Consider the following 25,481-nt stretch of genomic DNA (forward strand, 5'->3'; position numbering starts at 1 on the left):
CTTTCCGGGGGACGGGTTAGTCGGTCATATTTGCACCAATCTCTTCTAGCAGTTGTAGATGAGTCTTATCAAAAGAGGAATCCGAAAATTGCTATTGAACGAATTTCACACGAGGGGCTGCACTATGGGCGATGCGTAATCGATAAAAGCGCGATAAAAGCGCAGAAACAGTGCAATAAATGCGAAATTAATTAACGAAATGAAAGGCGGTAAAAGGTGCGCAAATGCGCGCCCGATGCAGACGCCGCGTACACGCCGGCCCACAGGCATGCTCGTTCACAAACAGGTGGAATCAGTCGTTGGATAGATCGTTTCGGACAACTTGAATCTGGCTCGACTGGCAGCGCGGGGGCGTCGTGCTAACCTCGATTCGAGTCGAAACGACCGCCGGAATGCGGAGAAACCGATGCCAACACTCGCAACCGATGCTCTCGCGTCTTCCCCTGACGTCACGAAGGGCGCGAGCGCGCGCATGCGTGTCGCTGTCGTGATCGCGACCAAAGGGCGGCCAACGGCCACCGCATGGGTCGTGCGTCTGCTCGCGCGGCAAACGGTGCGCCCGGATCAGATCATTCTTTCGGGGAGCAGCGCAGACGACATCGGCCCTTACGATGCCAACGGTTTGCGTGTGAACGAGATCATCGGCACGGCGGGTTCGAGCGTGCAGCGCAATCGCGCGCTCGATGCGCTCGCACCGGACATCGACGTCGTGATCTTCCTCGACGACGACTTCGCGCCCGAACGGCACTGGATCGAGCTGTGTGTCGAGCTGTTCGAAAGCGACGCAAATCTCGTGGGTTTTTCGGGGCGCACGCTGCGTGATGGCGCGAACACGCAGCCCATCGCGTGGGAAGAGGCCGTCGAACTTGTGGAGGGTGCGCAAGCCGAGGCGATGCGGCGTCCGCCGCTGCGGCCCTGCGTGGAACTGTATGGATGCAACATGGCGTGCCGCGCGCAGGCTATCGCCGATCTGCGCTTCGACGAGCGTCTCGTGCTGTACGGCTGGCTGGAAGACAAGGACTTTTCGCGGCGCCTCGCGCGCCGTGGCGGGGTCGTGTACTGCGACTATCTGCTCGGCGTCCACCTCGGGCTGCGAGGGGGGCGCGTGTCGGGCCGGCGCTTCGGCTATTCGCAGGTGGTCAACGCCATGTACCTGTGCAACAAGGGTGTGATGTCGCGCAAGGAGGCGACCAGCAATATCCTGCGCGCGCTGAGCATGAACTGCGTGAAGTCGGTGCGCCCGGAAGCGCATCTCGACCGGCGCGGCAGGCTCATCGGCAACGTGATCGGGATTGCCGATCTGTGCATCGGCGCGGTGCGGCCCGAGCGCGCGGCGCGGTTGTGAACCTGCGCACCGCGCGCTCCAGGCTTGACTATGCTCAGTTGCCCGAGCCGCGCGCGATGCGGCGCTGCTTCACAGCCTGCGCAAGCCCTTCGAGCACGCCCACGCTTTCGTCCCAGCCAATGCACGCGTCGGTGATGCTCTGGCCATAGGTCAGTTCGCAGCCTTCCTTGAGGTCCTGGCGGCCCGCCACGAGGTGCGATTCCACCATCACGCCGACGATGCGCTCGTCGCCCGACGCCACCTGGCGGCCAATATCGGCGCACACGGGAATCTGGTTCTCGTGCTTCTTCGAGCTGTTGGCGTGGCTCGCGTCGATCATGAGGCGCGCGGCGAGACCTGCCTTGCCGATGTCGCTGCATGCGGCGTTCACGCTTTCCGCGTCGTAATTCGGCGTCTTGCCGCCGCGCAGAATCACATGGCAGTCCTCATTGCCCGCGGTCGAGACGATGGCCGAGTGGCCGCCCTTCGTGACCGAGAGGAAATGGTGCGGCTGCGAAGCGGCCTTGATCGCGTCCACGGCGATCTTCACGTTGCCGTCCGTGCCGTTCTTGAAGCCCACCGGGCACGACAGCCCCGAAGCCAGCTCGCGGTGCACCTGCGATTCCGTTGTGCGCGCACCGATCGCGCCCCACGAGATCAAGTCGGCGATGTACTGCGGGCTGATCATGTCGAGGTATTCGGTGCCGGCGGGCAGGCCCAGTTCGTTGATCGAGACGAGCAGCTCGCGCGCGGTGCGCAGACCGTCGTTGATCTTGAAGCTGTTGTCGAGGAACGGGTCGTTGATGAGGCCCTTCCAGCCCACCGTCGTGCGCGGCTTTTCGAAGTACACGCGCATCACGATTTCCAGCTCGCTGGAAAAGCGCTTGCGTTGCTCGACGAGCTTCTTCGCGTAGTCGACCGCGGCCTTGGTGTCGTGAATCGAGCACGGCCCGATGATGACGATCAGGCGGTCGTCCATGCCGTGCAGGATGCGGTGCATGGCGCGGCGCGATTCGAAGATCAGCGTGGAGGCGGCTTCCGAGCACGGGAATTCGCGGATCAGGTGAGCGGGCGGCGTGAGTTCCTTGAGTTCGCGAATGCGGACATCGTCGGTGTTGTGCGGGGGCATGTCGTTTTCTCCTGATCCTGTGCGTAGCGTGCGTCGCGTGGACGGTGCTTCAAAAAATCGGTTAGATGAAGTTAAGGCTCTGGGCTAAGGGCGAAAAAAAACCGCCAGGCTTGGCTGGCGGTTTCTCGTGTGTTCGGGGTCCTGCGCGTACTATCAACCCTCTCGATCCGCCAGCGGTCTGAGATACCAAAAGAAGTAAAAATAAAACTTCGTGGCGAACATGGCGGTTGGTGTCTGAACGTTCGGGACTTCGGTTCGTTACGTCGAAAGGGTGATTGCCTTTATAACCCGGCCTTCTCGTGGCTGGCAAGCGGGGCGCGGCAAAAAAGCGGACTATCAGCGAAAAAAATGACTCATGCGCAGAAAATCCGCACGGCGATGCGGAAATTCCGCATCGCCGTGCATGGAGTGCGCGCGGGCGAAGCCCTTAAACCGTGCCGCCCACGGTCATGCGATCGATGCGCAGCGTCGGCTGGCCGACGCCGACCGGCACGCTCTGACCCTCCTTGCCGCATACGCCCACGCCCGAGTCGAGGCGCATGTCGTTGCCGATCATGCTCACGTACTTGAGCGATTCCGGGCCGCTGCCAATGAGCGTCGCGCCCTTCACGGGGTAGGTGATCTTGCCGTTCTCGATCATGTAGGCCTCGGAGGCCGAGAACACGAACTTGCCGTTCGTGATGTCCACCTGGCCGCCGCCGAAGTTCACGGCATAAAGGCCATTCTTCACCGAGCCGATGATTTCCTGCGGGTCCTTGTCGCCGTTGAGCATGTACGTGTTGGTCATGCGCGGCATGGGCAGCGCTGCATACGACTCGCGGCGCGCGTTGCCCGTGACAGGCATCTTCATGAGGCGCGCGTTGAGCGAGTCCTGGATGTAGCCCTTGAGGATGCCGTCTTCGATCAGCGTCGTGCACTGCGTGGGGTTGCCTTCGTCGTCGATGTTCAGCGAGCCGCGGCGGTTGGGGAGCGTGCCGTCGTCGACCACCGTCACGCCCTTGGCGGCCACGCGCTCGCCAATGCGCCCCGCGAACGCCGACGAGCCCTTGCGGTTGAAGTCGCCTTCGAGACCGTGGCCGATCGCCTCGTGCAGCAGCACGCCGGGCCAGCCCGGCCCGAGCACGACGGTCATCGCACCGGCCGGCGCCGGACGCGCTTCGAGGTTCACGAGCGCCGCGTGCACGGCGTCGTCCACGTACTTCGAGAGGATGTCGTCGGTGAAATAGGCGTAGTCGTAACGACCGCCGCCGCCGCCGTTGCCGATTTCGCGGCGGCCGTTCTGCTCGGCGATCACCGTGACCGACACGCGCACGAGCGGGCGGATGTCGGCGGCGAGCGCGCCGTCGCTGCGCGCGACGAGCACCACGTCGTACTCGCCTGCGAGCGCGGCCATGACCTGGGTGATGCGCGGGTCGCGCCCACGCGCCATCTCTTCGATGCGCTCGAGCAGCTTCACCTTTTCGGTGGCGTCGAGCGAGGTGAGCGGGTCGGACGGCAAGTACAGATCGCGGCCCGCAATGCCGGTGAGCGACTTCGCCACCTGGATCTTCTGCTTGCCGCCGCCGGCTTTGGCGATCGAGCGCGTGGCGATGGCCGCCTGCCGGATCGCTTCGGGCGAGAGGTCGTCGGAGTAGGCGAAAGCGGTGCGCTCGCCGGACACGGCGCGCACGCCGACGCCCTGGTCGATGCTGAAGCTGCCCGACTTGACGATGCCTTCCTCGAGGCTCCATGCCTCGCTGCGCGTGGTCTGGAAGTAGAGGTCGGCGTAGTCGATGCGGTGCGTGAAGATCTCGCCGAGCGTGCGCGTGAGCACTGCCTCGTCGAGGCCGTAAGGCGTAAGGAGCAGGTCCTTCGCGGTCGCCAGATTGCGGATGCCGGGTTCGATGATGTTCATGCGCTCTTTGGGATCAATCGATGAGTCTGTCAATAAAGATTCGGGCGCGGTGCTGCGAAATCAAGCGCCTGAATGTGGAATGCGCGTCAAATTCGCCTGGAATGCGGTGGTGTTCATTCGCGCGGTGCGCGTCACGCGCAGTCGAGCATGCGATGCCGCCACGCGGGCAGGCTCGCGCGCACGCTGGCGATGCGTTCGAGGTCGATGTCGCCGGCCACCACGCCCGCGCCTTCGTCGCGTACCGCGACGATCTCGCCCCACGGGTCGATCAGCACGCTATGGCCCCAGGTGCGCCGGCCGTTCTCGTGCTTGCCGCCTTGCGCCGCGGCGAGCACGTAGCACTGGTTTTCGATTGCGCGGGCGCGCAGCAGGATTTCCCAGTGTGCTTTGCCGGTGGTGTAAGTGAACGCAGAAGGCACGACCATCAGTGCGCAGTCTCCCATGCGCCGGTATAGCTCGGGAAAGCGCAGATCGTAGCAGACCGAAAGGCCGACGCGGCCGAACGGCGCCTCGAACGTGCGCACCTCGGCGCCGGGCCGGATCGTGCGCGCTTCGTCGAATGATTCGGCGCCTTTTTCGAAGTTGAAGAGGTGGATCTTGTCGTAGCGCGCACGCTCCTCGCCGCTCGGGTCGAACACGAGCGTCGTGTTGAGCACGCGCGTGTCTTCGGGCGCTTTCAGCGGCAAGGTGCCGCCGATCACCCACACGCCATGGCGCTTCGCCGCATCGGCGAGAAAACGCTGAATGGGGCCGTCGCCGTGCGGCTCGCGGATCGCGAGCTTGTCGCTGTCCTTGTGACCCATGAAGCAGAAATATTCGGGCAGCAACACGAGGCGCGCGCCCGCGGCGGCAGCCTCGGCGATGAGCTGGTCCGCTTCGGCGAGATTGCGCTCGCGATCGGGCGTGCTGACCATCTGCAGCGCGGCGACGCGAAACGGGTCGAGAGGGGGAGCGCTCATCGGCAGGTCTTGAATGGGTTCGGGGTGCATGGCGCGCATACCGCGTGCCCGCGGCGCGGCCCCGAGGTTGCGAAATTCAGTGCACGGTGGCCGGCGTCTGCGCGTCCATCTTACCCTGATCGCCATGCAGCCGCTCGACGTGCGGTTTGGCCCACGGGCCCGTGATCGCGAAGTCCATCGCGAACGCGTGCTCGAGCGTGTGCGAGAGCACGACGTCGCCGATCAGCGCGCCCAAGCCGAAGAGCGGATTGATGATGGTCGCCGCGACCACGCCCGCGCCCGCGCTGACAGTCGGCACCACGTGCACGCGCAGGTCCTGGGTTTCGTGCGCGAGGTCCACGCTGCCCGACATCGTCGCGCGCCCGGGGGCGGTGACGAGCTTGAAGTCGTTGGTGCTGCCGATGCCGTTATGGATCTGCGCGGTGGCCGTCGCGCTCGTGAAGGGCAAGCCTTCGCCGATGATGTCGCGGAAGTCCATCGTCGCGAAGCGCGCAAGGCTTTGCAGGCTCAGCACGCCGAGCAGTCTCGCCACGCCCGGGTCGACCTTGAGGATCTGACCGTGACGCAGGTCGAGCGTGAGGTTGCCGTTGAGCGACGGGAAGTCGATGCGCGTGGGGCCGCCTTGCCAAGCCAGGTTGCCCGAGAGCGTGCCCGAGCCGTTCTTGAGCACGTGCGGCCTGCCAGCGCGCAAGAGCAGCGCGCCGGCGTCCTTGATGTCGAGATGGAAGTCGAGCGCGGTGCGGCGCGGCGTTTGCATGCCGGCGGCGGCCGAGTCATCGCCGGCGGCCGTGTCGCCCACCGCGCGCCAGTTTTCCGTGGCGGTGAGGTGCGCGTCCGGATTGCTGATGTCGAGCTGATCGAGCTGCCAGACGGGCACGCCGTTGTCGTCGAAGTTGTGCGCGTTCACCTGCAGACGGCCGAGATCGCGGTCGCGCACGATGAGCTGATTCACGACGAGGTCGATCGACGGCATGTTCTGCGCCGGCTGCGACATCGCCTGGCCGAGCAGGTCGTTTTCGGTGGCGGCGGGCACGGTCAGGCGGGCGAGCCGCGCTTCGAGCGTGCCGGGCGCGCCCGGCACGGCGCCCGGCTTCCACGAGACGTGGCCCGACACCTGGTTGGAGGCGACGTTCGCCTGCCATTCGTTGCCGCGCTCGCCGGTGCGCGACGCGCCGAGCACGACGTTCTCCCAGTGGCGCTTGAGCAGCGTGAGCGTGCCGACATGGACGGCGAAGCGCGACGGCAGGAACTGGCCGACTGCGCCGTTGGGGGCGAGCGGGGACGAGGCGGCGGCGGGTGCGGCTGCCGCTTCCGTCGTGGCCGATGCTGGACTTTGCGGCGCGGTCGCGGTGGGGTTGGTCACGGCCGAATCTGAGGCTGGGGAGGCCGCCGAAGCTGCCGCCGCTGCGGCGTCTCGAGCTTGCCTTTCCGCCGCTCTTTCTGCGGCGGTTCGCGGCGGCGGAACCGGCGCCGCCGTAGGTGCGGGCGTCGAGCCCTGGGCTTGTGCCGCTGCCGTTCCGCGCATCTGTTGCACCACGGCGCGCCAGGCGTCGGCGTCGAAGGTGGGCAGATCGACGGCGGCAGTCACGCCTTCCGAAGGCAGATCCGCCGGCCGGTTCATGCCGATCGCACCGCGCACCACTTCCGGTACGTGACCCGGATGGCGGCGCATCACGTAACGCGCGGCAAGCGGCCCGAGCGTGAGTTCCGCATGTTCGAAGGCGGCGTCGTCGGCTTTCACGTCGGCGCCGCTGGCGGACTCGGCGCCCGTGCCCGTGCCCGGCTGCAGTTCGAAGTTCAGCGGCATCGGCGTGCCGGCGGCCTTGCCGAACGGCGCGGGCAGGTCGAGCGCAAGGCCTGTGAGATCGGCGTTGGCTTTCACGTCGGGCAGGCGGCCGCGCTGGCCGGCCACCGAAAGCGAGTAGGGCGCCGCGCCCGAAAGGCGTCCGATTGCCGCCGCCGCCATGCCGTGCAGGTTCAGGCCGCGTGCCGCATCGACCGCCACGTCGCCCGCCACGTCTACCGCGTAGTGCCCGTCGTCGCGCATCCCGCCGCTTGCGCGCAGGTCGCCGCCGAGGAAGCGCGCCGTGAGCCGGTCGACATTCGCGCTGTGGCTCGTGAAACGCACCCGGCCAGTGAGGTTCGAGACCGGCGGCACGTTCTTCGCCGTGAGCGTGTTGTTCTCGAAGCCGATGGCGCCCGCGACCAGCACCTTCGGCATCGGATGGCGCGGGATCGTGAGCTTGAGCGCGAGCGTGGACTGCCCTTGCGCTTGCACCTTCGCGGTGGCGTGCTTCGCCATGTAGCCGATCGAGCTGTTATCCGCATAGTCGAGCAGGTCCGCGAGCGGACCGCGCCCGCTGCCCTCGATCACGATATCGGAGCCCTTGATGCCCAGCTCCTCGATGCGCCCGCTCACGTTGCGCAGCACGAAGTTGCGATAGTGGCCGCGATCGACGTCGAAGCGCAGCTTGTTCTCATGCAGATTGAACACGCCGTCGATGCCGTCGAAGGCCGGCCAGACGTTCGGCGCGCCATTGCGCATCTTGCGCGGCGGGAACGGCGACGGGTCGAAGCGCCCGCCCGTGAACGGCGCGACGATGCGGAACTGACCCGCGTCGGGGTCGCGCGAGTAGGGGAATTTGGTGAGGTCGCCGTGGATCTCGATCGTCCCGCCCTTCGACATGCCCGCCTGCAGGCCGTGGCCGAGATAGATGCGCGTCTTCTCGCTGATCGCGGTAGGCAGGTAACGCGGGATGGCCTTGACCTTGGCCTCGTCGAAGTGCGCGACGAGGTCGAGCGAGCCGCGCCCCTTGCCGGGATTCGTGTAGTGCGCGGTCATCTTCGCGCGCGCGTCGGCGTTCTCCACGCCCAGGTTCGCGACGTCGACGGTGAACGACTTCAGCCGGTTGCCGGGTTCGCGCTCGGCGGCCACGGTCCATTTGGCCGCGCCGTAGAGCCGGTCGAACGTGAGGCGCGGATTGTCGAACACGCCGGGCAGCGTGATGGCCACGTGGTTCGTGTCGAGGTCGATGGTGCCGTGCGACTCGTCGGCGTCGATGTGCCCCCAGAGGTTCTCGACCCCCGGCAGGCCCGCGCGCGGGTGGCCGCGCGGCGTGAGGCCCGGGCCCGGCTCCTGCGCGTTCACGCTGATGCCTTGCAGGTCGCCCTTGAAGCGATAGTGCGTAACTGGCTCGACGCTCGTGGAGCGCTGTTCGGTGGCCGCTTCGCCCGACTCGGGCTTGGCGCGTTCGAGGGAAAGATCGTAGTTCGCCACCATCCCGCGCGGGTCGAAGCGCACGAGCGCGCCCTGCACGCGCCCGGGCAGCGGCAGCGCGCGCATGAACTCGGCGAGGATGCCGAGATCGATGCGGTCGCCGTGTACGCTCATCAGCTGGCCGTGCTGGAGCGTTTGCTGGCGAAAGCGCGCGTCGAGCGTGGTGAGCGCGAGCGAGCGCGTGAGCGGCGTGCCGTCGTCGAGCGGCGGCTGCCCGAGTTCGGCGTGGAAGTCGCGCAGCTTGAGCGCGTAGTCGCCGGGCTCGATACCGATGCTCCAGTGAAAACTCGCGACCGGCAGGTCGAGTAGCGGCTGCGTAGGCCGCGTGCGCAGCGAAACATTCGCGCCGTCGAGCGCGCCGCTCGCTTCGAGAATGCGCCCGTTCGCGAAGTGCGCCCAGATCGCGTTGTCGATGCGCCCGCCGTAGGTGGCGATCGGGATGTTGATGTAGCGCGCGAGCGTGGGCAGATCGACGGGGCCGGTCGAGAGATAGGTGTCGCCAGTCCAGGTGATCGGCTTGCCGGCCTGCGCGTAGTGCGCGTGCGTGAAATGCGCGCGGAAGTCGAGCGGACCGTGCAGCACGGTGCCCTCCGCCGGCGCCTGGAGCGCGACGCGGTGATCGTAGCCGTCGTTGAGAATCGCGAGGCGAATGTGCGAGAGCGCGAGGTCGGGCACGTCGCGCGTGGCGTCGTGCCAGCGCAGCGTGCCGCCGCGCAGCACGATGGCCTCCTGGCGCATGAGCCAGGTCGTGAAGGTGGCGTTGCCCGTGTGCGCGGTGGGCACCGGCACGCCCGCCACGGTGAGCGTGCCGTCGTCCTCGCGCGCGATATGCACGTCGGGCTGCTCGACCACGATGCTCGAAAGCAGCGGTTCGAACAGCACGACCGAGCGCCACGACACCGAGGCCGTGGCATGCGGCACATCGAGCGCGATGTTGCCGTGGCGGTCGCGAATCGTCAGATCGCTGATGTCGATGCCGGGCTGGAAGCCCGACCAATGCGGCGCGAGCTTGCCGATGCGGAATTCGGCGTGAATCTTCGAGGAGACGAGCTGCTCGATGCGCGGACGCAAGTTGTCCACGTACGGCAGCACGACGTAGCGCAGCCCGAGCAGCAGGACCGAGACGATGAAATACAGGACGAGCGCGATGATCGCCAGCACGCGCAGCGTGTGGCGCAGGACCGGGTGATGATGGTGCGGGCCCCCGGGCTCCGCAGCCTGGCTGGCATGTCCAGATTGGGGTAGGCCGGCGTGATCGTTTCGCTCGGACATGCTGCGGCGGGTGGGGTATGGTAGCGTTGCGTTCTAACGACGAAATGTATCACAGAGGGCTGTCAGAAGGCCCATCCGGAGAAGCCGGGATGGCCCTGCGGCGCGTGATACGCATGATTTTTTGCACTGCAGCGGCGGCTATGCCGGACACATCGGCGGGGCGAAGCCTCGCGGCCGAACCCTCGACACCGGCATCGTCGCATCGACACTGTCATCAACCCAGGCGCGCGCAACGAAACCACAGCGGACAGCGGGCCTTCCCGGCAAGCAGCACTTCATGACCGACATCCCCCTTCTGAGTTCCAGCTATTCCCGCTATGCAGCGCGTGCTTGCGCCGCGCGTCCCGAACTGGCGTCACAGGTCGAGGCGCTGGCCGCCGCGCCGGTCTCGCGCGAGCGTATCGTCGCGCGGCTCGACGCGCTGAGCGGCCAACTGCTGGCTGCAGCAAACGCTGCGCCCGGTGCGCCGCTCAACGACGAACAGTTGAAGAAAGTCCTGCGCCAGTTGCGCGTGGAAGTGATCTGCGCCGTGATGGAACGCGATCTCGGCGGCGTCGCCGACGTGGCCGAAGTGACCGGCAGCATGACCGATCTCGCCGAAGTCACGATCCAGCGCGCGCTTGCCTGCGTGAGCGCCGATCTCGAGACGCTCTTCGGCGAGCCGCGCGGCCCGAACGGCGAGCGCCTCACGCTCGGCGTGGTGGGCATGGGTAAGCTCGGCGGGCGCGAGCTGAACGTTTCGTCGGACATCGACCTGATCTTCGTGTACGAGGACGACGGCGAAACCACGGGTGGCCAGCGCTCGCCCATCGCCACGCAGGACTTCTTCACGCGTGTGGGCAAGCGCCTGATCGCGGCATTGAGCGACGTGACGGCCGACGGCTTCGTGTTTCGCGTCGACCTGCGCCTGCGCCCGAACGGCGACTCCGGGCCGCTCGTGTGCAGCCTCGGCATGCTCGAAGAATACTTCTACGTGCAGGGCCGCGAATGGGAGCGCTATGCGTGGATCAAGGGCCGGCTCGTTTCCGAAGACGAAAGTGACAGCGCGTTGCGTCTCGCGCGCCAGCTCGATTCGCTGGTGAAGCCCTTTGTCTACCGGCGCTATCTGGACTTCGGCGTGATCAGCGCGATCCGCTCGCTGCACGTGCAGATCCGCCAGGAAGCGCAGCGTCGCGCCATGATGCGCCCCGACAAGGCCGACGACATCAAGCTCGGGCGCGGCGGCATCCGCGAGATCGAATTCAGCGCCCAGGTGTTCCAGCTCATTCGCGGCGGCCAGGACGCGGGTTTCCGCGTGCGGCCGACGCTCGCCGTGCTCGGCTACGCCGCCGCGCGCGGACTGATCGCGCCCAAGGTGTGCGGCGAGCTCACGCGCGCCTACAACTTCCTGCGCAACCTGGAGCATCGCCTGCAGTATCGGGACGATGCGCAAACGCACGCCATGCCCGTCGACGCCACGGAGCGCGCCGCGCTCGCGAAATCGATGGGCTTCGACGACTACGCCGCGCTGATGACGACGCTCGACGGCCATCGCGACAAGGTCGAGCGCCAGTTCGTGCAGATCTTCTCCGACAAGGTAAGCGGCGAGGGCGGCTGCGCCGCCTCCGAAGACGGCGCGGCGGCGTGGGTGTGGAGCGGCGCGCTCGTGGAAGAGGGCGCCGACGACTCATTGCTCGACAGCCTCACGCAACTGGGTATCGACGATCCGGCGCCGCTGCTCGCGCGCCTGCGGAGCCTCTGGCAGTCGTCGCGTTACGCCGGGCTCCCGGAGAAGAGCCGCGAGCGCTTCGACAGCGTCGCGCAGCGCGCGCTCGAGTCCGCGCGCCTGCTGGAGCCGCGCGAGCGGCGCGCCGACACGCTCGCGCGCATGTTCGACCTGCTCGAAGCCGTGATCCGGCGCGGCGCGTATCTCGCGCTGCTCTGCGAATACCCGGACGCGCTCAACCGCGTGCTCAAGGTGCTCGGCGGCTCGCGCTGGGCGGCGGGCTACCTGATCCGCCATCCGCAACTGCTCGACGAACTGCTCGATGACGAGGCGATGGCTACGCCCTTCGACTGGCCCGAGTTCTCGCGCCTGTTGCGCGCGCGCCTGGCCGCCGCCGCCGACGTCGAGCAACAGATGGACCTGCTGCGCCACGCCCACCAGGCCGAAGTGTTCCGCATCCTGCTGAACGATCTGGCGGGACGGCTCTCGGTCGAGCACGTGAGCGACCGGCTCTCCGAACTTGCGGACGCCGTGCTCGACGTGACCATCGAGACGGTGTGGAAGCAGTTCGCGAAGCGCCATCGCGAGGTGCCGCGCTTCGCGGCGATCGCCTACGGCAAGCTTGGCGGCAAGGAGCTGGGCTACGCGTCGGACCTCGACATCATTTTTCTGTACGAAGACGATGACGAGCGCGCGTCGGAAATCTACGCGGCCTTCGCGCGCCGCCTCATCACGTGGCTCACCACGGCCACCGGGGCGGGCACGCTGTTCGACGTCGACCTGCGCTTGCGGCCGAACGGCGAGTCGGGGCTGCTCGTGACCGACCTCGATGCGTTTCGCCGCTACCAGTTGCGCGAAGGCGACGCCGCGAACACGGCGTGGGTCTGGGAGCACCAGGCGCTCACGCGCGCGCGCTTCTCGGCCGGGGACGCCGCGATCGGCAGCGCCTTCGAGGCGATCCGCGTGCAGGTGCTGACCACGCCGCGCGACGCCGCACCGCTCGCGAAGGAAATCGTGGAAATGCGCCAGCGCGTGGAAGACGGCCACCCGAACCGCACTGAACTCTTCGATCTGAAGCACGACCGCGGCGGCATGGTGGACATCGAGTTTCTCGTGCAGTACTGGGTGCTGCTGCACGCGGCGCAGGACCCGGAGCTGATCCGCAACACGGGCAATATCGCGCTGCTGCGCGAGGTGTCGCGCTTCGGGCTCATGAGCGAGGAGGAGGCCGAGACGATAGGTTCGGCGTACCGGCTCTATCGCAAGCTGCAGCACCAGTTGCGCCTCGATGGCATGGAGAAGGCGCGAGTGGATCCGGCGCGCGTGGAGCGCGAGCGCGAGGCGGTGCTGGCGTTGTGGAAGCGGGTGTTTGGGGCGCGGGGGGAGGCTTAGGGCGAGTGCGCGAGCACAGCTTCGTTCACGCCGCCAACATCTCCTTCGCGTGCCGCCTGGTCGTCGCGGTAATCTCCAGCCCGCCCAGCATGCGCGCGACTTCTTCCACCCGGCCGCCCTTGTCGAGCGGCGTGACCGCCGAGACCGTGCCGCCGTTGCCGTCGCCGGACTTCGCCACCTGGAAGTGGTGATCCCCGCGCGCCGCGACCTGCGGCAAGTGCGTGACGCACAGCACCTGGCGCGCGCGCCCGAGCTGGTGCAGCAAACGCCCGACCACTTCGGCCACGCCGCCGCCGATGCCCGTATCGACTTCGTCGAAAATCAACGTGGGCGTAGGGCTCGCCGCGCTCGCGATCACGGCGAGCGCGAGGCTGATGCGCGCGAGTTCGCCGCCCGAGGCGATCTTCGCGAGCGGGCGCAGCGGCACGCCGGCATGGCCCGCCACGCGGAATTCGACCTGCTCCAGACCGTGCGCGCCGCCGATCGGCTCGCCGTTCGAGCTGCTGCCAAGCGCCACGAGCGCGACTTCGAAGCTGCCGCCCGCCATCGACAGTTCCTGCATGCCCTGCGTGACCGCCGCGCCGAGCGCCTTCGCCGCCTTGGCGCGCGCCTTCGAAAGCTGGCGCGCCTGCACGAGATACGCCTCCTGCGCCTTCTGCCCGGCAGCGCGCAGGCCATCGAGATCGGACGCAGCGTCGAGCGCCGCGAGCTGCTGGCGGCGTGCCGCGTGTTCCTCGGGCAGCGTCTCGGCCGGCAGGCGGAACTTGCGCGCCGTCGAATGCAGCGCGTCGAGGCGCCGTTCAACCTGTGCGAGATGTTGCGGGTCGAGATCGAGACGTTGCGCGTAATGCGAGAGCGAGTACGCCGCCTCCTGGATCTGGATTGCTGCGGGTTCGAGCGCCGCAAGCGCGTCGTTGAGCTCGGCGTCGACCTCGGCGAGACTGCGCAGCTTCGAGACGATCGCGTTCAGCTGCGAAAGCATCGCCTCGTCGGATTCGGACAACGCCGCGAGCGCGCCTTGCACGCCTTCGATCAGGTTGGCCGAATTCGAAAGCCGCACATGCTCCGCATTCACCTCTTCCCATTCGCCCGGCTGTGGCGCGAGCTTGTCGAGTTCGGCGAGCTGCCACGCGAGGCGCTCGCGCTCGAGCTGCAGTTCGCGGTCGCGCGACATGGCGCTTTGCAGCGCGAGACGTGCGTCGCGTGCATCGCGCCAGGCACTCGTGACGGTCGCGGCGAGATCCGTGAGCCCTGCGTGCGTGTCGAACAGTTCGCGCTGTGCGTCGGGGCGCATGAGCAATTGGTGTGCATGCTGGCCGTGAATGTCGACGAGCATTTCGCCTAGTTCGCGCAACTGCGCGAGCGTGGCGGGCGTCCCGTTGATGAAGGCGCGCGAGCGTCCGCCGCTGTCCACCACGCGGCGCATCATGACGGTGTGCTCGCCGTCCCCGTTCGCGAGCGCCTGCTCGTCGAGCCACTGCGCCGCGTGCGGCGGCACATCGAATTCGGCGGTGATGTCGGCGCGGCTCTCGCCCGTGCGCACGACGCTCGCGTCGGCGCGCGTGCCGAGCGTGAGGGCGAGGGCGTCGATCAGGATCGACTTGCCCGCGCCCGTTTCGCCGGAAAACACGGTGAAGCCGTTGTCGAATTCGAGGTCGAGCGCCGCGACGATCACGAAGTCGCGAATCGAAAGATGGCGAAGCATGGCGTCTGGTTCTGCTTTTTTGGTTGGCTTTGCTTTGATTACCGTGGGACTGCTGGCGGCGTGGCAACCGCGTGACGACGACCACGCGCGCGTTACGCGAAGACGCGGGCTCAGTCCTCCGGATCGCCCTGCAGCGACGGGTGTTCGTTCCAGTGCAGCTTCTTGCGCAGCGTGCGGAAGTAGCTGTAGCCGACCGGGTGCAGGAAGGGCACGGTGTGGCGCGAGCGGCGCACCTCGATCACGTCGTTGAGTTCCAGCGCCGTGAACGATTGCATGTCGAAGTTCACGTTGACGTCGCGGCCCGCCACGATCTGGATGCTCACCTTGGAGTCGTCGGGCAGCACGATCGGGCGGTTCGAGAGCGCGTGTGGTGCGATCGGCACGAGCACGATGCCTTGCAGCTGCGGATGCAGGATCGGCCCCTGCGACGAGAGCGCGTAAGCCGTCGAGCCGGTAGGCGTCGCGACGATCAAACCGTCTGAGCGCTGGTTGTACATGAAGCGGCCATCCACGTTCACGCGCAGTTCGGCCATGCCCGAAAAGCCGCTACGGTTCACGACCACGTCGTTGAAGGCGAGCGCATGGTAGATCGGGTCGCCGTCGCGCGTGATGCGCGACTCCAGCAGCGAACGCTCCTCGCGCTCGAACGAGCCCGCGAGCAGTTGCGGCACGACCTCCTGCATCTCGGAGAACGCGATGTCGGTGATGAAGCCGAGACGCCCGTGGTTGATGCCGATGAGCGGCGTGCGGTAGGGCGCGAGCTGGCGGCCGATGCCGAGCATCGTGCCGTCGCCGCCGAGCACGACGGCCACGTCCGCGCGCGCGCCGATTTCGGCGGCCTGCAGCGCGGGATAGCCTTGCGCGCCGATCTCCTCTGCGGTTTGCGCTTCGAACACGACCTCGAAGCCGCGCTTCGAAATGGTCTGAGCGAGCGCCGTCAGCGGCTCGGCGATGCCTGGCGTATTGCTGCGCCCAACGAGCGCAACAGTCTTGAACTGGCTCTGGATCTTCTGGATCTGCATGCCGGCATTACACCATAGTCACGTCGCGAAAAGAACCTGGCGCAGCCCGGGACAGGCCCGCCGGGCCTTGCGCGCCGCACCTTCCAGCCCGAAGCCGGTGACACGGCGATGACAAAGCGCGCGCAATCGTGCGAAGTGCCCGGCCGCCGCGCCCTGAGGCTTGCGCCCGCCCGCCAGGCCCGGTCTGGCGGCGCACTCGCGGCCAACCCGCCATTAGGCTAAAATTTTGAGTCATGCTAGATCCCCGCGCACAAACCCTCCTCAAAACGCTGATCGAGCGCTACATCGCCGAAGGTCAGCCGGTCGGCTCGCGCACGCTGTCGCGCTATTCCGGCCTGGAGCTGAGCCCGGCGACGATCCGCAACGTCATGTCGGACCTCGAGGAGCTGGGTCTCGTGTCCAGCCCGCATACCTCGGCGGGGCGTGTGCCCACGCCGCGCGGGTATCGCCTGTTCGTCGACACCATGCTCACCGTCGAGCCCAGCTCCGACGACGACGCGCTCACACGCGCGGTGAAGACCACGCTGCGCCCCGGCGAGCCGCAGAAAGTGGTCGCGGCGGCCGCCAGCGTTCTCTCGAACCTCTCGCAGTTCGCGGGCGTGGTGCTGACGCCCCGGCGCAGCCACGTGTTCAAGCAGATCGAGTTCATGCGCCTGTCCGACAAGCGCATCCTGCTCATCATCGTGACGCCCGAAGGCGACGTGCAGAACCGCATCATGGCGACGCAGCGCGACTTCTCGCCTTCCGAGCTGATCGAAGCCTCGAATTACATCAACGCGCACTTCGCGGGCCTGTCGTTCGACGAGGTGCGCCGCCGCCTGCGCGAGGAAATCGACGCGCTGCGCGGCGACATGACCACGCTCATGCACGCGGCCGTGACCGCGAGCACAGAAGAGCCCGAAGGCGGCGACACCCTGCTCATTTCCGGCGAGCGCAACCTGCTCGAAGTGGCCGATCTTTCGTCGGACATGGCGCGCCTGCGCAAGCTCTTCGACGTGTTCGACCAGAAAACCAGCCTCCTGCAGCTGCTCGACGTCTCGAGCCACGCGCAGGGCGTGCAGATTTTCATTGGCGGCGAGTCGCAACTCGTGCCAATCGAGGAAATGAGCGTGGTGACGGCGCCCTACGAGGTGAACGGCAAGATCGTCGGCACGCTCGGCGTGATCGGGCCGACGCGCATGGCGTACAACCGGGTGATCCCGATCGTCGACATCACCGCGCGCCTGCTCTCGCTTACGCTCAGCCAGAACTGAGCGTCACCTGGGCCATCGGCCGCACCTGCCTTTCCGACGATCATCCCCGAAAGGCGCACCGCGCGCCATCGGCCGAATGGCCAACGATGTCCAATGATTGGGCAATAAAGGGCCAACGAAGGGCCAACACCAGGCAACCCGCGCCGGCGCGGGCCGGTTTGGCCCACCAGGCCCGCCCGCTATAATGATTGTTTCGTGCAACCGTTGCTGCGCACTCGCGCGGCGTCACTGATCGCCTATGCGTTTCGACCTGGAGCGGCCTTCGCAGTCCGCCGCGGCGCATCGCGTCGCCGTGCTGCTCATCAACCTGGGTACGCCTGACGCGCCCACGCCGCGCGCCGTGCGCCGCTATCTCGCGCAGTTTCTGTCCGATCCGCGCGTGGTCGAGATTCCGGCGCCGATCTGGCAGGTCATCCTGCGCGCGCTGATCCTGCCGTTTCGTGGCCGTTCGTCGGCGAAGAAATACGCGGCGGTCTGGACGCCCGAGGGCTCGCCGCTGCGCGTGCATACGCAAAAGCAGGCGGAAGGCCTGCGCCATCTGCTGCAGATCAACGACTACACGGTCCTCGTCGATTACGCGATGCGCTACGGCACGCCCGACATCCCGGCGATGCTGAACCAGCTCAAGCTGGCGGGAGCGGAACGCATCCTGCTCATGCCGATGTATCCGCAGTACTCGGCATCGACCACGGCGACGGCGTTCGACGCGGCTTTCGTCGCGTTGCGCCGCATGCGCAACCAGCCGGAAATCCGCACGGTGCGCGGCTATCACGACCATCCGGCGTATATCGCGGCGCTCGCGGCCCAGGTGCATCAGTACTGGCACGCGCACGGCAAGCCTAACTTCGCGGCGGGCGACCGGCTCGTGCTGAGCTTTCACGGCGTGCCAAGCCGTACGCTCGATCTGGGCGACCCGTACCACGACCAGTGCCAGCAAACGGCCACGCTACTCATGCACGCGCTGGAGCTGACGCCGGTCGAATGCCGCGTGACGTTCCAGTCGCGCTTTGGGCGGGCGCAGTGGCTGCAGCCGTACACGGCGCCGACGCTGCGCGAACTGGGCGCGGGCGGCGTGCGCCGCGCCGACGTGTTCTGTCCCGGTTTCACGGCGGATTGCCTGGAAACCATCGAGGAAATCGGCATGGAAGTACGCGACGAATTCCTGCACGGCGGCGGCAAGGAATTCCACCGCATTCCTTGCCTGAACGCCTCCCATGCATGGATCGCGGCGCTGGGCGAGATCGTTGCGCAGCACCTGCAGGGCTGGCCTGTGCAGGCCGCGGCGCCGGCTGGCGCGGTGGCCTGACCCAGCAGTTTGAGCGGCGCATTGCGGAAAGCTTCCGATGAACTACAAGATTTCGACTGAACCTGGCGCACGGTTGCGCATCGACAAATGGCTATGGGCGGCGCGCTTCTTCAAGACGCGCTCGCTCGCCTCGGACGCCGTGGGCAAGGGGCACGTACGCATTGGCGGCGACGCCGTGAAGGCGTCGAAGGACGTGCGCTTGGGCGACCTCGTCGAAATCGAGATCGATCACGTGGTGTGGGAAGTGCAAGTGCTGGGAATATGCGAGGTGCGCGGCCCGGCCAGCATCGCGCAAATGCTCTATGCGGAAACCGAGGCCGGGCGCGAGCGGCGCGCGGCGGAGCAGGACCGGCGCCGGCTCTTTCGCGAACCGGCTGCCGTGTTGCAAGGCAGGCCCACGAAGCGCGACCGCCGCACTATCGACAAACTTTCGCGTGAGGGTTGAAGAGCGCTTCCATCGTAGCGTGCACGCCCCCGTATTCCGTCGTGTTTTCGTTCACGGCGCCCGACATGCAGATGGTCGTTGTTCCGGCGATGAGTACCAGCGCGACCACCGATATGGCAAAGGTCAGTTTCACGGTACTCCCCTTGGGATCGCAGCAAAACGGCCAGTTTCGAGGCCCGGTCAGCGTTTTCTATGTGCGGCAACGCCGCTAAAAAATGTGCTGGCTGCGGGCCCATTCGGTGCGGTGCCGGGCTCAGGGTAAACGCGCCATGAGCAGCACCTGTTCTTGAGTGTAGGTCAGGGATGTCCCTTACTCAATTTCAATTTTGCGGCGGTGCAGTAATGGTTGTAACGGGCAGTTTCGCGGCTTTGATCTCTGTATAAAAAAGCCGCACGCGCCCCTTGAAACAAGCGATCCGGCACCCATGTGCTGTCGCATTGTACAAAGCCTCTGTCGTGCCGGCACAACGGTCGCCGGTGTAGCAGGGAGGGCCGCGAAACGGCGCCCGCATCTTTGTTCCCTTTTTCACTATTCAACGACGTTCAGCGACATGGAAAACACGCAAGAGAACCCGACGAGCCAGAACCCCACGCCCGCGGACGAGGCGTCGCAAGCAGCAGCCCAGCCGCAAGCGGCTGAGGCGGCCGAGCAGGCAGCCCAAGGCGGCGTGGACCAGAACGCCGCAGCGCTTGCCGAAGCCGCACTGGCCGAAGCGCAGGCCAAGGTCGCCGAATTGCAGGACGCGTTCGTGCGCGCCAAGGCCGAGACGGAGAATGTCCGCCGCCGCGCGCAGGAAGACGTCGCCAAGGCGCACAAGTTCGCCATCGAAAACTTCGCCGAGCATCTGCTGCCGGTCATGGACAGCCTCGAAGCTGCGCTTACCCATAACTCGGACGACCTCGCCAAGGTCAACGAAGGCGTCGAGCTCACGCTCAGGCAACTGACGGGCGCGCTCGAGAAGGGCAAGGTGCTCGCCATCAACCCCGTTGGCGAAAAGTTCGACCCGCATCGTCACCAGGCTATTTCGATGGTGCCGTCCGAACAGGAAGCGAACACGGTGGTCAGCGTGCTGCAAAAGGGCTATGTGATCGCCGACCGCGTGCTGCGTCCGGCGCTCGTGACCGTTTCGGCACCGAAGTAAGAAAAACGTAAGAAATGCGACGGCCTAAAGGTAGCAGAAAGAGCCAAAAAGGCCCCGCAATTGAAAAAAATGATGGAACGCATAGCCCAAACCCCTTGAAATCGCCGTAACGGCACTTATTTGGGCAGCAGTTCCGTATTGAAGTGGACGCCAGCCGCGCACAAGGGAAAACGCGGCACGAGCATGCAGTTACCTGCGCAGCGCGAAAGCGGCGTCCGCACAGCGATCAAAATCTGGAGATTTGAGAAAAATGGGCAAAATCATCGGTATCGACCTCGGCACCACCAATTCGTGCGTGGCGCTGATGGAAGGCAATCAGGTCAAGGTGATCGAGAACTCGGAAGGCGCGCGTACGACGCCTTCGATCATCGCCTACATGGACGACAACGAAGTGCTGGTCGGCGCACCGGCCAAGCGCCAGTCGGTCACCAACCCGCGCAACACGCTGTACGCAGTCAAGCGCCTGATCGGCCGCCGCTTCGAAGAAAAGGAAGTGCAGAAGGACATCGGTCTGATGCCCTACAAGATCGTCAAGCACGACAACGGCGACGCCTGGGTCGAAGCGCATGGCTCGAAGCTCGCGCCGTCGCAGGTTTCGGCCGAAGTGCTGCGCAAGATGAAGAAGACCGCTGAAGACTACCTCGGCGAGCCGGTCACGGAAGCCGTGATCACGGTTCCCGCGTACTTCAACGACAGCCAGCGTCAAGCTACCAAGGACGCAGGCCGTATCGCCGGTCTGGAAGTCAAGCGCATCATCAACGAGCCGACCGCAGCCGCACTGGCATTCGGTCTGGACAAGGCCGAAAAGGGCGACCGCAAGATCGCCGTGTTCGACCTCGGCGGCGGCACGTTCGACATCTCGATCATCGAAATCGCCGACGTTGACGGCGAAATGCAGTTCGAAGTGCTCTCGACCAACGGCGACACGTTCCTCGGCGGCGAAGACTTCGACCAGCGCATCATCGATTACATCATCGGCGAGTTCAAGAAAGAGCAGGGCGTCGACCTCTCGAAGGACGTGCTCGCGCTGCAACGCCTGAAGGAAGCTGCTGAAAAGGCCAAGATCGAACTGTCGTCGGGCCAGCAGACCGAAATCAACCTGCCGTACATCACGGCGGACGCCTCGGGTCCGAAGCACTTGAACCTGAAGATCACGCGCGCCAAGCTGGAAGCGCTGGTCGAAGACCTGATCGAGCGCACCATCGAGCCGTGCCGCGTCGCGATCAAGGACGCAGGCGTGAAGGTCGGCGACATCGACGACGTGATTCTCGTCGGCGGCCAGACGCGTATGCCGAAGGTACAGGAAAAGGTGAAGGAGTTCTTCGGCAAGGACCCGCGCCGTGACGTGAACCCGGACGAAGCCGTGGCCGTTGGCGCCGCGATTCAAGGTCAGGTGCTGTCGGGCGACCGCAAGGACGTGCTGCTCCTCGACGTGACCCCGCTGTCGCTCGGTATCGAGACGCTCGGCGGCGTGATGACGAAGATGATCAACAAGAACACCACGATCCCGACGAAGCACGCTCAGGTGTACTCGACGGCGGACGACAGCCAGTCGGCCGTGACGATCAAGGTGTTCCAGGGCGAACGCGAAATGGCAGCGGGCAACAAGCTGCTGGGCGAGTTCAACCTCGAAGGCATTCCGCCCGCACCGCGCGGCGTGCCGCAGATCGAAGTGAGCTTCGACATCGACGCGAACGGCATTCTGCACGTCGGCGCGAAGGACAAGGCGACCGGCAAGGAAAACCGCATCACGATCAAGGCGAACTCCGGCCTGTCCGAAGCCGAAATCGAGAAGATGGTGAAGGACGCCGAAGCGAACGCGGAGGAAGATCACCGTCTGCGTGAGCTGGCCGACGCGCGCAACCAGGGCGACGCACTGGTGCACAGCACGAAGAAGGCCGTGGCCGAGTACGGCGACAAGATCGACGCCTCGGAAAAGGAAAAGATCGAAGCCGCACTGAAGGACCTCGAAGAAACGCTGAAGAGCTCGTCGGCCGACAAGGCGACGATCGAGGCGAAGGTCGAGGCGCTGTCCACCGCTTCGCAGAAGCTCGGCGAAAAGATGTACGCCGACATGCAGGCGCAGCAAGCCGGCGCGGCCGGTGCAGCGGGTGCGGACGCGGCAGGTGGCGCCGGTGCAGCCGAACAAGGCGCGCAGAACAACGCCGACGACGTGGTCGACGCCGAGTTCAAGGAAGTCAAGAAGGACTAAGCCGGTTCGTGGCGGTGACGACCGTTTTGCCTGATCAGCGAACGGTCGTGCCGCTACGGAAGCGGCCGCATCGGTTACGATGCGTGTCAGCATTGCAGCGCCTGGCGAGCCATCCGGCTCTCCGGGCACATTTGTTTTATGGAGGCCGTTCTCTTTCAGGGGCCGCCGCGGCGCGAGAAGCGTCTGTGCGGATGTTCAAAGGAACGGCAAACGGGTCGCGAGATCCAGCATTCAAGAGGAGCCGGCGCGCGCCGTGAAGCGCGAGGCCGGCGTTGAACCGATATGGCGAAACGGGATTACTACGAGGTTCTGGGCGTCGCGAAGAACGCGAGCGACGACGAAATCAAGAAGGCGTATCGCAAGCTCGCGATGAAGTACCACCCCGACCGCAATCCGGACAACAAGGATGCGGAAGAGCATTTCAAGGAGGCCAAAGAGGCCTACGAGATGCTGTCGGACTCGCAAAAGCGCGCGGCTTACGACCAGTACGGCCACGCCGGTGTCGATCCCAACATGGGGGGCGCCGGCGCGCAAGGCTTCGGCGGTTTCGCGGACGCTTTCGGCGACATCTTCGGCGATATTTTTGGCCAGGCGGCTGGCGGCGCACGCGGCGGCCAGCGCGGCGGACCGCAGGTGTATCGCGGCGCGGACCTGCGCTACAGCATGGAAATCACGCTGGAGCAGGCGGCGCACGGCTACGAGACGCAAATTCGCGTGCCGGGCTGGAGCGGCTGTGAAGTCTGTCACGGCTCGGGCGCGAAGCCCGGCACAAAGCCCGAAACCTGCCCGACCTGTCACGGTTCGGGTTCGGTGCGCATGTCGCAGGGCTTCTTCAGCATTCAGCAGACCTGCCCGAAGTGCCACGGCACGGGTTCCTACATTCCTGAGCCGTGCACGAACTGCCACGGCGCGGGGAAGGTAAAGGAAACCAAGACGCTCGAAGTGAAGATTCCGGCGGGCATCGACGACGGCATGCGCATCCGCTCGGCCGGCAACGGTGAGCCGGGCATCAACGGCGGGCCGTCGGGCGACCTGTACGTCGAGATTCACATCAAGCAGCACGCGGTGTTCGAGCGCGACGGCGACGACCTCCACTGCCAGATGCCGATTCCGTTCACCACGGCGGCGCTCGGCGGCGAGATCGAGGTGCCGACGCTGGCGGGCCGCGCAACCTTCACGGTGCCCGAAGGCACGCAGTCGGGCAAGACGTTCCGTCTGCGCGGCAAGGGCATCAAGGGTCTGCGTTCGAGCATTGCCGGCGATCTGTATGTGCACGTCCAGGTGGAAACGCCGGTCAAGCTCACCGATCACCAGCGCGAACTGCTGCAGCAGTTTGAGAAGTCGCTCGTGGAAGGCGGTTCGCGCCACAGCCCGCAAAGCAAGAGCTGGTTCGACCGCGTGAAGAGCTTCTTCGACTGATGCGCTTTTCTGGCGTCACCATGCAGTAGCAGGTCAATGGCAGGTAGTTAGCGCAATGGCAGTCCATCCTGGCGGCGCGGCGGGTGCCGCAATTTTCGCGCTGCTCGACGACGGCGACTCGACGGCGGACAACCGCTCGAGCCGCCTCTACACGGGGTTCGTGCGCGAGCTTGTCTGCGAGCGCGCCGCGGATCTCGACGCGGCGTGTGCGCAGGTGAACGCCGAGCTGGGCGCAGGCTTTCATGCGCTCGTGATCGGCGATTACGAATTTGGGCGCACGCTCGAATTCGCGAAGCGCGACACGGCCTCATCCATCGAAACGCAGCACGGCCACGCCGCGCTGCGTTTTTTATTGTTCGAACGCTGCGAAAAGCTCTCGCGCGATGAAGCCGATGCATGGCTCGCGGCGCAAGAGGGCAACGAAGCGGGCAATGAAGCACCCGCGCCAGCAGGCGTGGCGGGCGTGACGATCGGTGTCGATCGCGAGCGTTTCGAGCAGGACATCGCCGCCGTGCAGGACGCCCTGCGTGCGGGCGACTCGTATCAGATCAATTACACGTACCGGCTCGGCTTCGAGGCGTACGGTTCGCCGCTCGCGCTTTACCGCCGCTTGCGCGAGCGTCAGCGTGTGCGTTACGGCGCGCTGATCGCGTTGCCGGGCGATCGCTGGGTGCTTTCGTGTTCGCCGGAGCTATTCGTGGAGAAGCGCGGCAAAACGTTGCGCGCGAAACCCATGAAGGGCACGGCCGCGCGTAGCGCCGATGCGCAGCAAGACGCGGCCGCCGCGCGCTTTCTCGCGAGCGATCCGAAGAACCGCGCCGAAAACGTGATGATCGTCGACTTGCTGCGCAACGATCTCTCGCGCGTCGCGCAAACAGGGTCGGTGCGTGTACCGGCGCTCTTCAGCGTGGAGCCCTACGCTTCCGTCTGGCAGATGACCTCGACCGTGGAAGCGACGCTGCGCGAAGGCACGACGTTCGCCGACGCCATGCGCGCGCTCTTTCCGTGCGGGTCGATCACGGGTGCACCCAAGCACCGGACGATGGAGCTGATCGAAGCGCTCGAGCATGCGCCGCGCGGGCTGTATACGGGCACGATAGGCTGGCTCGAAGCCACTGCGGCAGGCGAAGCATGCGGCGACTTTTGCCTCTCCGTCGTGATCCGCACGCTGACGCTCGATGCGCCTTCGAGGGGCGCGGGTGGCACGCGGCGCGGTGAAATGGGCGTGGGCGCGGGCATCGTGCTCGACAGCGTGGCCGCCGACGAATATGAGGAGTGCCGCTTGAAAGCCCGTTTTCTGACCGATGCCGATCCGGGCATCGAATGCTTCGAAACGATGTATGCGACGCGAGCCGGCGGCGTGCGCCATGTGGAGCGCCATCTCGCGCGGCTCGCGGCGAGTGCCGCGTGGCTCGGTTTCCCTTGCGACGTCGCAGCCATACGCGCGCGCATCGATGAAACCTGCGCCACGTTTGCAGGCGATCACGCGCCGCATCGCGTGCGCCTTGCGCTCGGCAAGAGCGGGGCGGCCACGCTCGCGAGCGCGCCGCTCGCCGCGCTCGCGCACGATACCGTGGGCGTGCTGCTCGCGCCCGATCACGGCTTCGCGCCGATCGAATCCGCCGACGCGCTGTTGCTGCGCAAGACCACGCGTCGCGCCGAATTCGATCGCGCTTGGCGCGAGGCCGAAGCGCTGGACGGCTTCGACATGTTGTTCTTCAACGAGCGCGGCGAGCTGACCGAAGGCGGCCGCTCGAACGTCTTCGTGAAGCTGAACGGCAAGTGGTTCACCCCACCGCTTGCTTCGGGCGTGCTGCCAGGCGTGATGCGCGGCGTGCTGCTCGACGACGAAGCATTCGGCGCACAGGAGCGCGTGCTCACGCGCGACGACGTGCTGAATGCCGAAGCCTTGATGTTGACGAACGCGCTGCGCGGCGCAGTGCCGGCACGGTTGATTCGATGAAGCGCCTGTAGAGAACGCATCACATAAAAAAGCGCGCTCAGATGGAGCGCGCTTTTTTCATA

Annotated in this window: 16 protein-coding genes; 10 read left to right on the forward strand and 6 right to left on the reverse strand. The window is 66.0% G+C overall.

The window, feature by feature from the left end; genetic code table 11:
- Positions 1 to 406: 406 nt before the first annotated feature.
- On the forward strand, positions 407 to 1,345 hold the full coding sequence (locus FAZ97_RS02455) for a glycosyltransferase family 2 protein (RefSeq protein ID WP_233271617.1): 939 nt from the start codon (positions 407 to 409) through the stop codon (positions 1,343 to 1,345).
- A 34-nt stretch (positions 1,346 to 1,379) separates the two neighbouring features.
- On the opposite strand, the gene aroG is transcribed toward FAZ97_RS02455, so the two are convergent.
- The 4 genes from aroG to FAZ97_RS02475 form a co-directional block, all read right to left on the reverse strand.
- Entirely contained in the window at positions 1,380 to 2,453 is a 1,074-nt protein-coding gene (gene aroG / locus FAZ97_RS02460) for a 3-deoxy-7-phosphoheptulonate synthase AroG (RefSeq protein ID WP_158757022.1), read from the reverse strand.
- 427 nt (positions 2,454 to 2,880) lie between these two features.
- The gene (gene tldD, locus FAZ97_RS02465) at positions 2,881 to 4,347 is read right to left on the reverse strand and encodes a metalloprotease TldD (RefSeq protein ID WP_158757023.1); all 1,467 of its coding nucleotides are present in this window, start codon (positions 4,345 to 4,347) and stop codon (positions 2,881 to 2,883) included.
- 131 nt (positions 4,348 to 4,478) lie between these two features.
- The gene (locus tag FAZ97_RS02470) at positions 4,479 to 5,306 is read right to left on the reverse strand and encodes a carbon-nitrogen hydrolase family protein (protein WP_158757024.1); all 828 of its coding nucleotides are present in this window, start codon (positions 5,304 to 5,306) and stop codon (positions 4,479 to 4,481) included.
- A 76-nt stretch (positions 5,307 to 5,382) separates the two neighbouring features.
- Complete coding sequence (locus tag FAZ97_RS02475) at positions 5,383 to 9,855, reverse strand: YhdP family phospholipid transporter (RefSeq protein WP_158757025.1); 4,473 nt, start codon at positions 9,853 to 9,855, stop codon at positions 5,383 to 5,385.
- A 277-nt stretch (positions 9,856 to 10,132) separates the two neighbouring features.
- Here FAZ97_RS02475 and glnE point away from each other — a divergent pair, with 277 nt between their 5' ends.
- Complete coding sequence (glnE, locus tag FAZ97_RS02480; protein WP_158757026.1) at positions 10,133 to 12,952, forward strand: bifunctional [glutamate--ammonia ligase]-adenylyl-L-tyrosine phosphorylase/[glutamate--ammonia-ligase] adenylyltransferase; 2,820 nt, start codon at positions 10,133 to 10,135, stop codon at positions 12,950 to 12,952.
- A 25-nt stretch (positions 12,953 to 12,977) separates the two neighbouring features.
- On the opposite strand, the gene recN is transcribed toward glnE, so the two are convergent.
- Positions 12,978 to 14,657, reverse strand: coding sequence for a DNA repair protein RecN (recN, locus tag FAZ97_RS02485; protein WP_158757027.1), 1,680 nt, complete (start codon positions 14,655 to 14,657; stop codon positions 12,978 to 12,980).
- Positions 14,658 to 14,767: 110 nt separating this feature from the next.
- On the reverse strand, positions 14,768 to 15,679 hold the full coding sequence (locus FAZ97_RS02490) for an NAD kinase (RefSeq protein WP_158757028.1): 912 nt from the start codon (positions 15,677 to 15,679) through the stop codon (positions 14,768 to 14,770).
- Positions 15,680 to 15,912: 233 nt separating this feature from the next.
- Between FAZ97_RS02490 and hrcA the strand changes: the two genes are divergently transcribed.
- The 8 genes from hrcA (at position 15,913) to pabB (ending at position 25,419) form a co-directional block, all read left to right on the forward strand.
- Positions 15,913 to 16,932 (forward strand): heat-inducible transcriptional repressor HrcA, encoded by a 1,020-nt coding sequence (gene hrcA, locus FAZ97_RS02495; protein ID WP_158757029.1) that lies wholly within the window; start codon positions 15,913 to 15,915, stop codon positions 16,930 to 16,932.
- Between the two features lie 238 nt (positions 16,933 to 17,170).
- Positions 17,171 to 18,238, forward strand: coding sequence for a ferrochelatase (hemH, locus tag FAZ97_RS02500; RefSeq protein WP_158757030.1), 1,068 nt, complete (start codon positions 17,171 to 17,173; stop codon positions 18,236 to 18,238).
- A 37-nt stretch (positions 18,239 to 18,275) separates the two neighbouring features.
- Positions 18,276 to 18,683: an RNA-binding S4 domain-containing protein gene (locus FAZ97_RS02505; RefSeq protein WP_158757031.1), complete on the forward strand. Its 408-nt coding sequence runs from the start codon at positions 18,276 to 18,278 to the stop codon at positions 18,681 to 18,683.
- A 65-nt stretch (positions 18,684 to 18,748) separates the two neighbouring features.
- Entirely contained in the window at positions 18,749 to 18,895 is a 147-nt protein-coding gene (locus FAZ97_RS35155) for a hypothetical protein (protein ID WP_199272109.1), read from the forward strand.
- Positions 18,896 to 19,234: 339 nt separating this feature from the next.
- Entirely contained in the window at positions 19,235 to 19,825 is a 591-nt protein-coding gene (gene grpE, locus FAZ97_RS02510) for a nucleotide exchange factor GrpE (RefSeq protein ID WP_158757032.1), read from the forward strand.
- Positions 19,826 to 20,075: 250 nt separating this feature from the next.
- Entirely contained in the window at positions 20,076 to 22,037 is a 1,962-nt protein-coding gene (gene dnaK / locus FAZ97_RS02515) for a molecular chaperone DnaK (RefSeq protein WP_158757033.1), read from the forward strand.
- 282 nt (positions 22,038 to 22,319) lie between these two features.
- Positions 22,320 to 23,456 carry a molecular chaperone DnaJ gene (dnaJ, locus tag FAZ97_RS02520; protein ID WP_158757034.1) on the forward strand — a complete coding sequence of 379 codons (1,137 nt, stop codon included), beginning with the start codon at positions 22,320 to 22,322 and terminating at the stop codon, positions 23,454 to 23,456.
- A 55-nt stretch (positions 23,457 to 23,511) separates the two neighbouring features.
- Positions 23,512 to 25,419 (forward strand): aminodeoxychorismate synthase component I, encoded by a 1,908-nt coding sequence (pabB, locus tag FAZ97_RS02525; protein ID WP_158757035.1) that lies wholly within the window; start codon positions 23,512 to 23,514, stop codon positions 25,417 to 25,419.
- Positions 25,420 to 25,481: the final 62 nt, after the last annotated feature.

Source organism: Paraburkholderia acidiphila (genome assembly GCF_009789655.1).
Lineage (GTDB): Bacteria > Pseudomonadota > Gammaproteobacteria > Burkholderiales > Burkholderiaceae > Paraburkholderia > Paraburkholderia acidiphila.

Excerpts from the sequence above, each read along its gene's own strand:
- FAZ97_RS02455 (WP_233271617.1), top strand. The coding sequence starts at position 407 with ATGCCAACACTCGCAACCGATGCTCTCGCGTCTTCCCCTGACGTCACG.
- aroG (WP_158757022.1), bottom strand. The coding sequence starts at position 2,453 with ATGCCCCCGCACAACACCGACGATGTCCGCATTCGCGAACTCAAGGAA.
- tldD (WP_158757023.1), bottom strand. The coding sequence starts at position 4,347 with ATGAACATCATCGAACCCGGCATCCGCAATCTGGCGACCGCGAAGGAC.
- FAZ97_RS02470 (WP_158757024.1), bottom strand. The coding sequence starts at position 5,306 with ATGAGCGCTCCCCCTCTCGACCCGTTTCGCGTCGCCGCGCTGCAGATG.
- FAZ97_RS02475 (WP_158757025.1), bottom strand. The coding sequence starts at position 9,855 with ATGTCCGAGCGAAACGATCACGCCGGCCTACCCCAATCTGGACATGCC.
- glnE (WP_158757026.1), top strand. The coding sequence starts at position 10,133 with ATGACCGACATCCCCCTTCTGAGTTCCAGCTATTCCCGCTATGCAGCG.
- recN (WP_158757027.1), bottom strand. The coding sequence starts at position 14,657 with ATGCTTCGCCATCTTTCGATTCGCGACTTCGTGATCGTCGCGGCGCTC.
- FAZ97_RS02490 (WP_158757028.1), bottom strand. The coding sequence starts at position 15,679 with ATGCAGATCCAGAAGATCCAGAGCCAGTTCAAGACTGTTGCGCTCGTT.
- hrcA (WP_158757029.1), top strand. The coding sequence starts at position 15,913 with ATGCTAGATCCCCGCGCACAAACCCTCCTCAAAACGCTGATCGAGCGC.
- hemH (WP_158757030.1), top strand. The coding sequence starts at position 17,171 with ATGCGTTTCGACCTGGAGCGGCCTTCGCAGTCCGCCGCGGCGCATCGC.
- FAZ97_RS02505 (WP_158757031.1), top strand. The coding sequence starts at position 18,276 with ATGAACTACAAGATTTCGACTGAACCTGGCGCACGGTTGCGCATCGAC.
- FAZ97_RS35155 (WP_199272109.1), top strand. The coding sequence starts at position 18,749 with ATGCAGATGGTCGTTGTTCCGGCGATGAGTACCAGCGCGACCACCGAT.
- grpE (WP_158757032.1), top strand. The coding sequence starts at position 19,235 with ATGGAAAACACGCAAGAGAACCCGACGAGCCAGAACCCCACGCCCGCG.
- dnaK (WP_158757033.1), top strand. The coding sequence starts at position 20,076 with ATGGGCAAAATCATCGGTATCGACCTCGGCACCACCAATTCGTGCGTG.
- dnaJ (WP_158757034.1), top strand. The coding sequence starts at position 22,320 with ATGGCGAAACGGGATTACTACGAGGTTCTGGGCGTCGCGAAGAACGCG.
- pabB (WP_158757035.1), top strand. The coding sequence starts at position 23,512 with ATGGCAGTCCATCCTGGCGGCGCGGCGGGTGCCGCAATTTTCGCGCTG.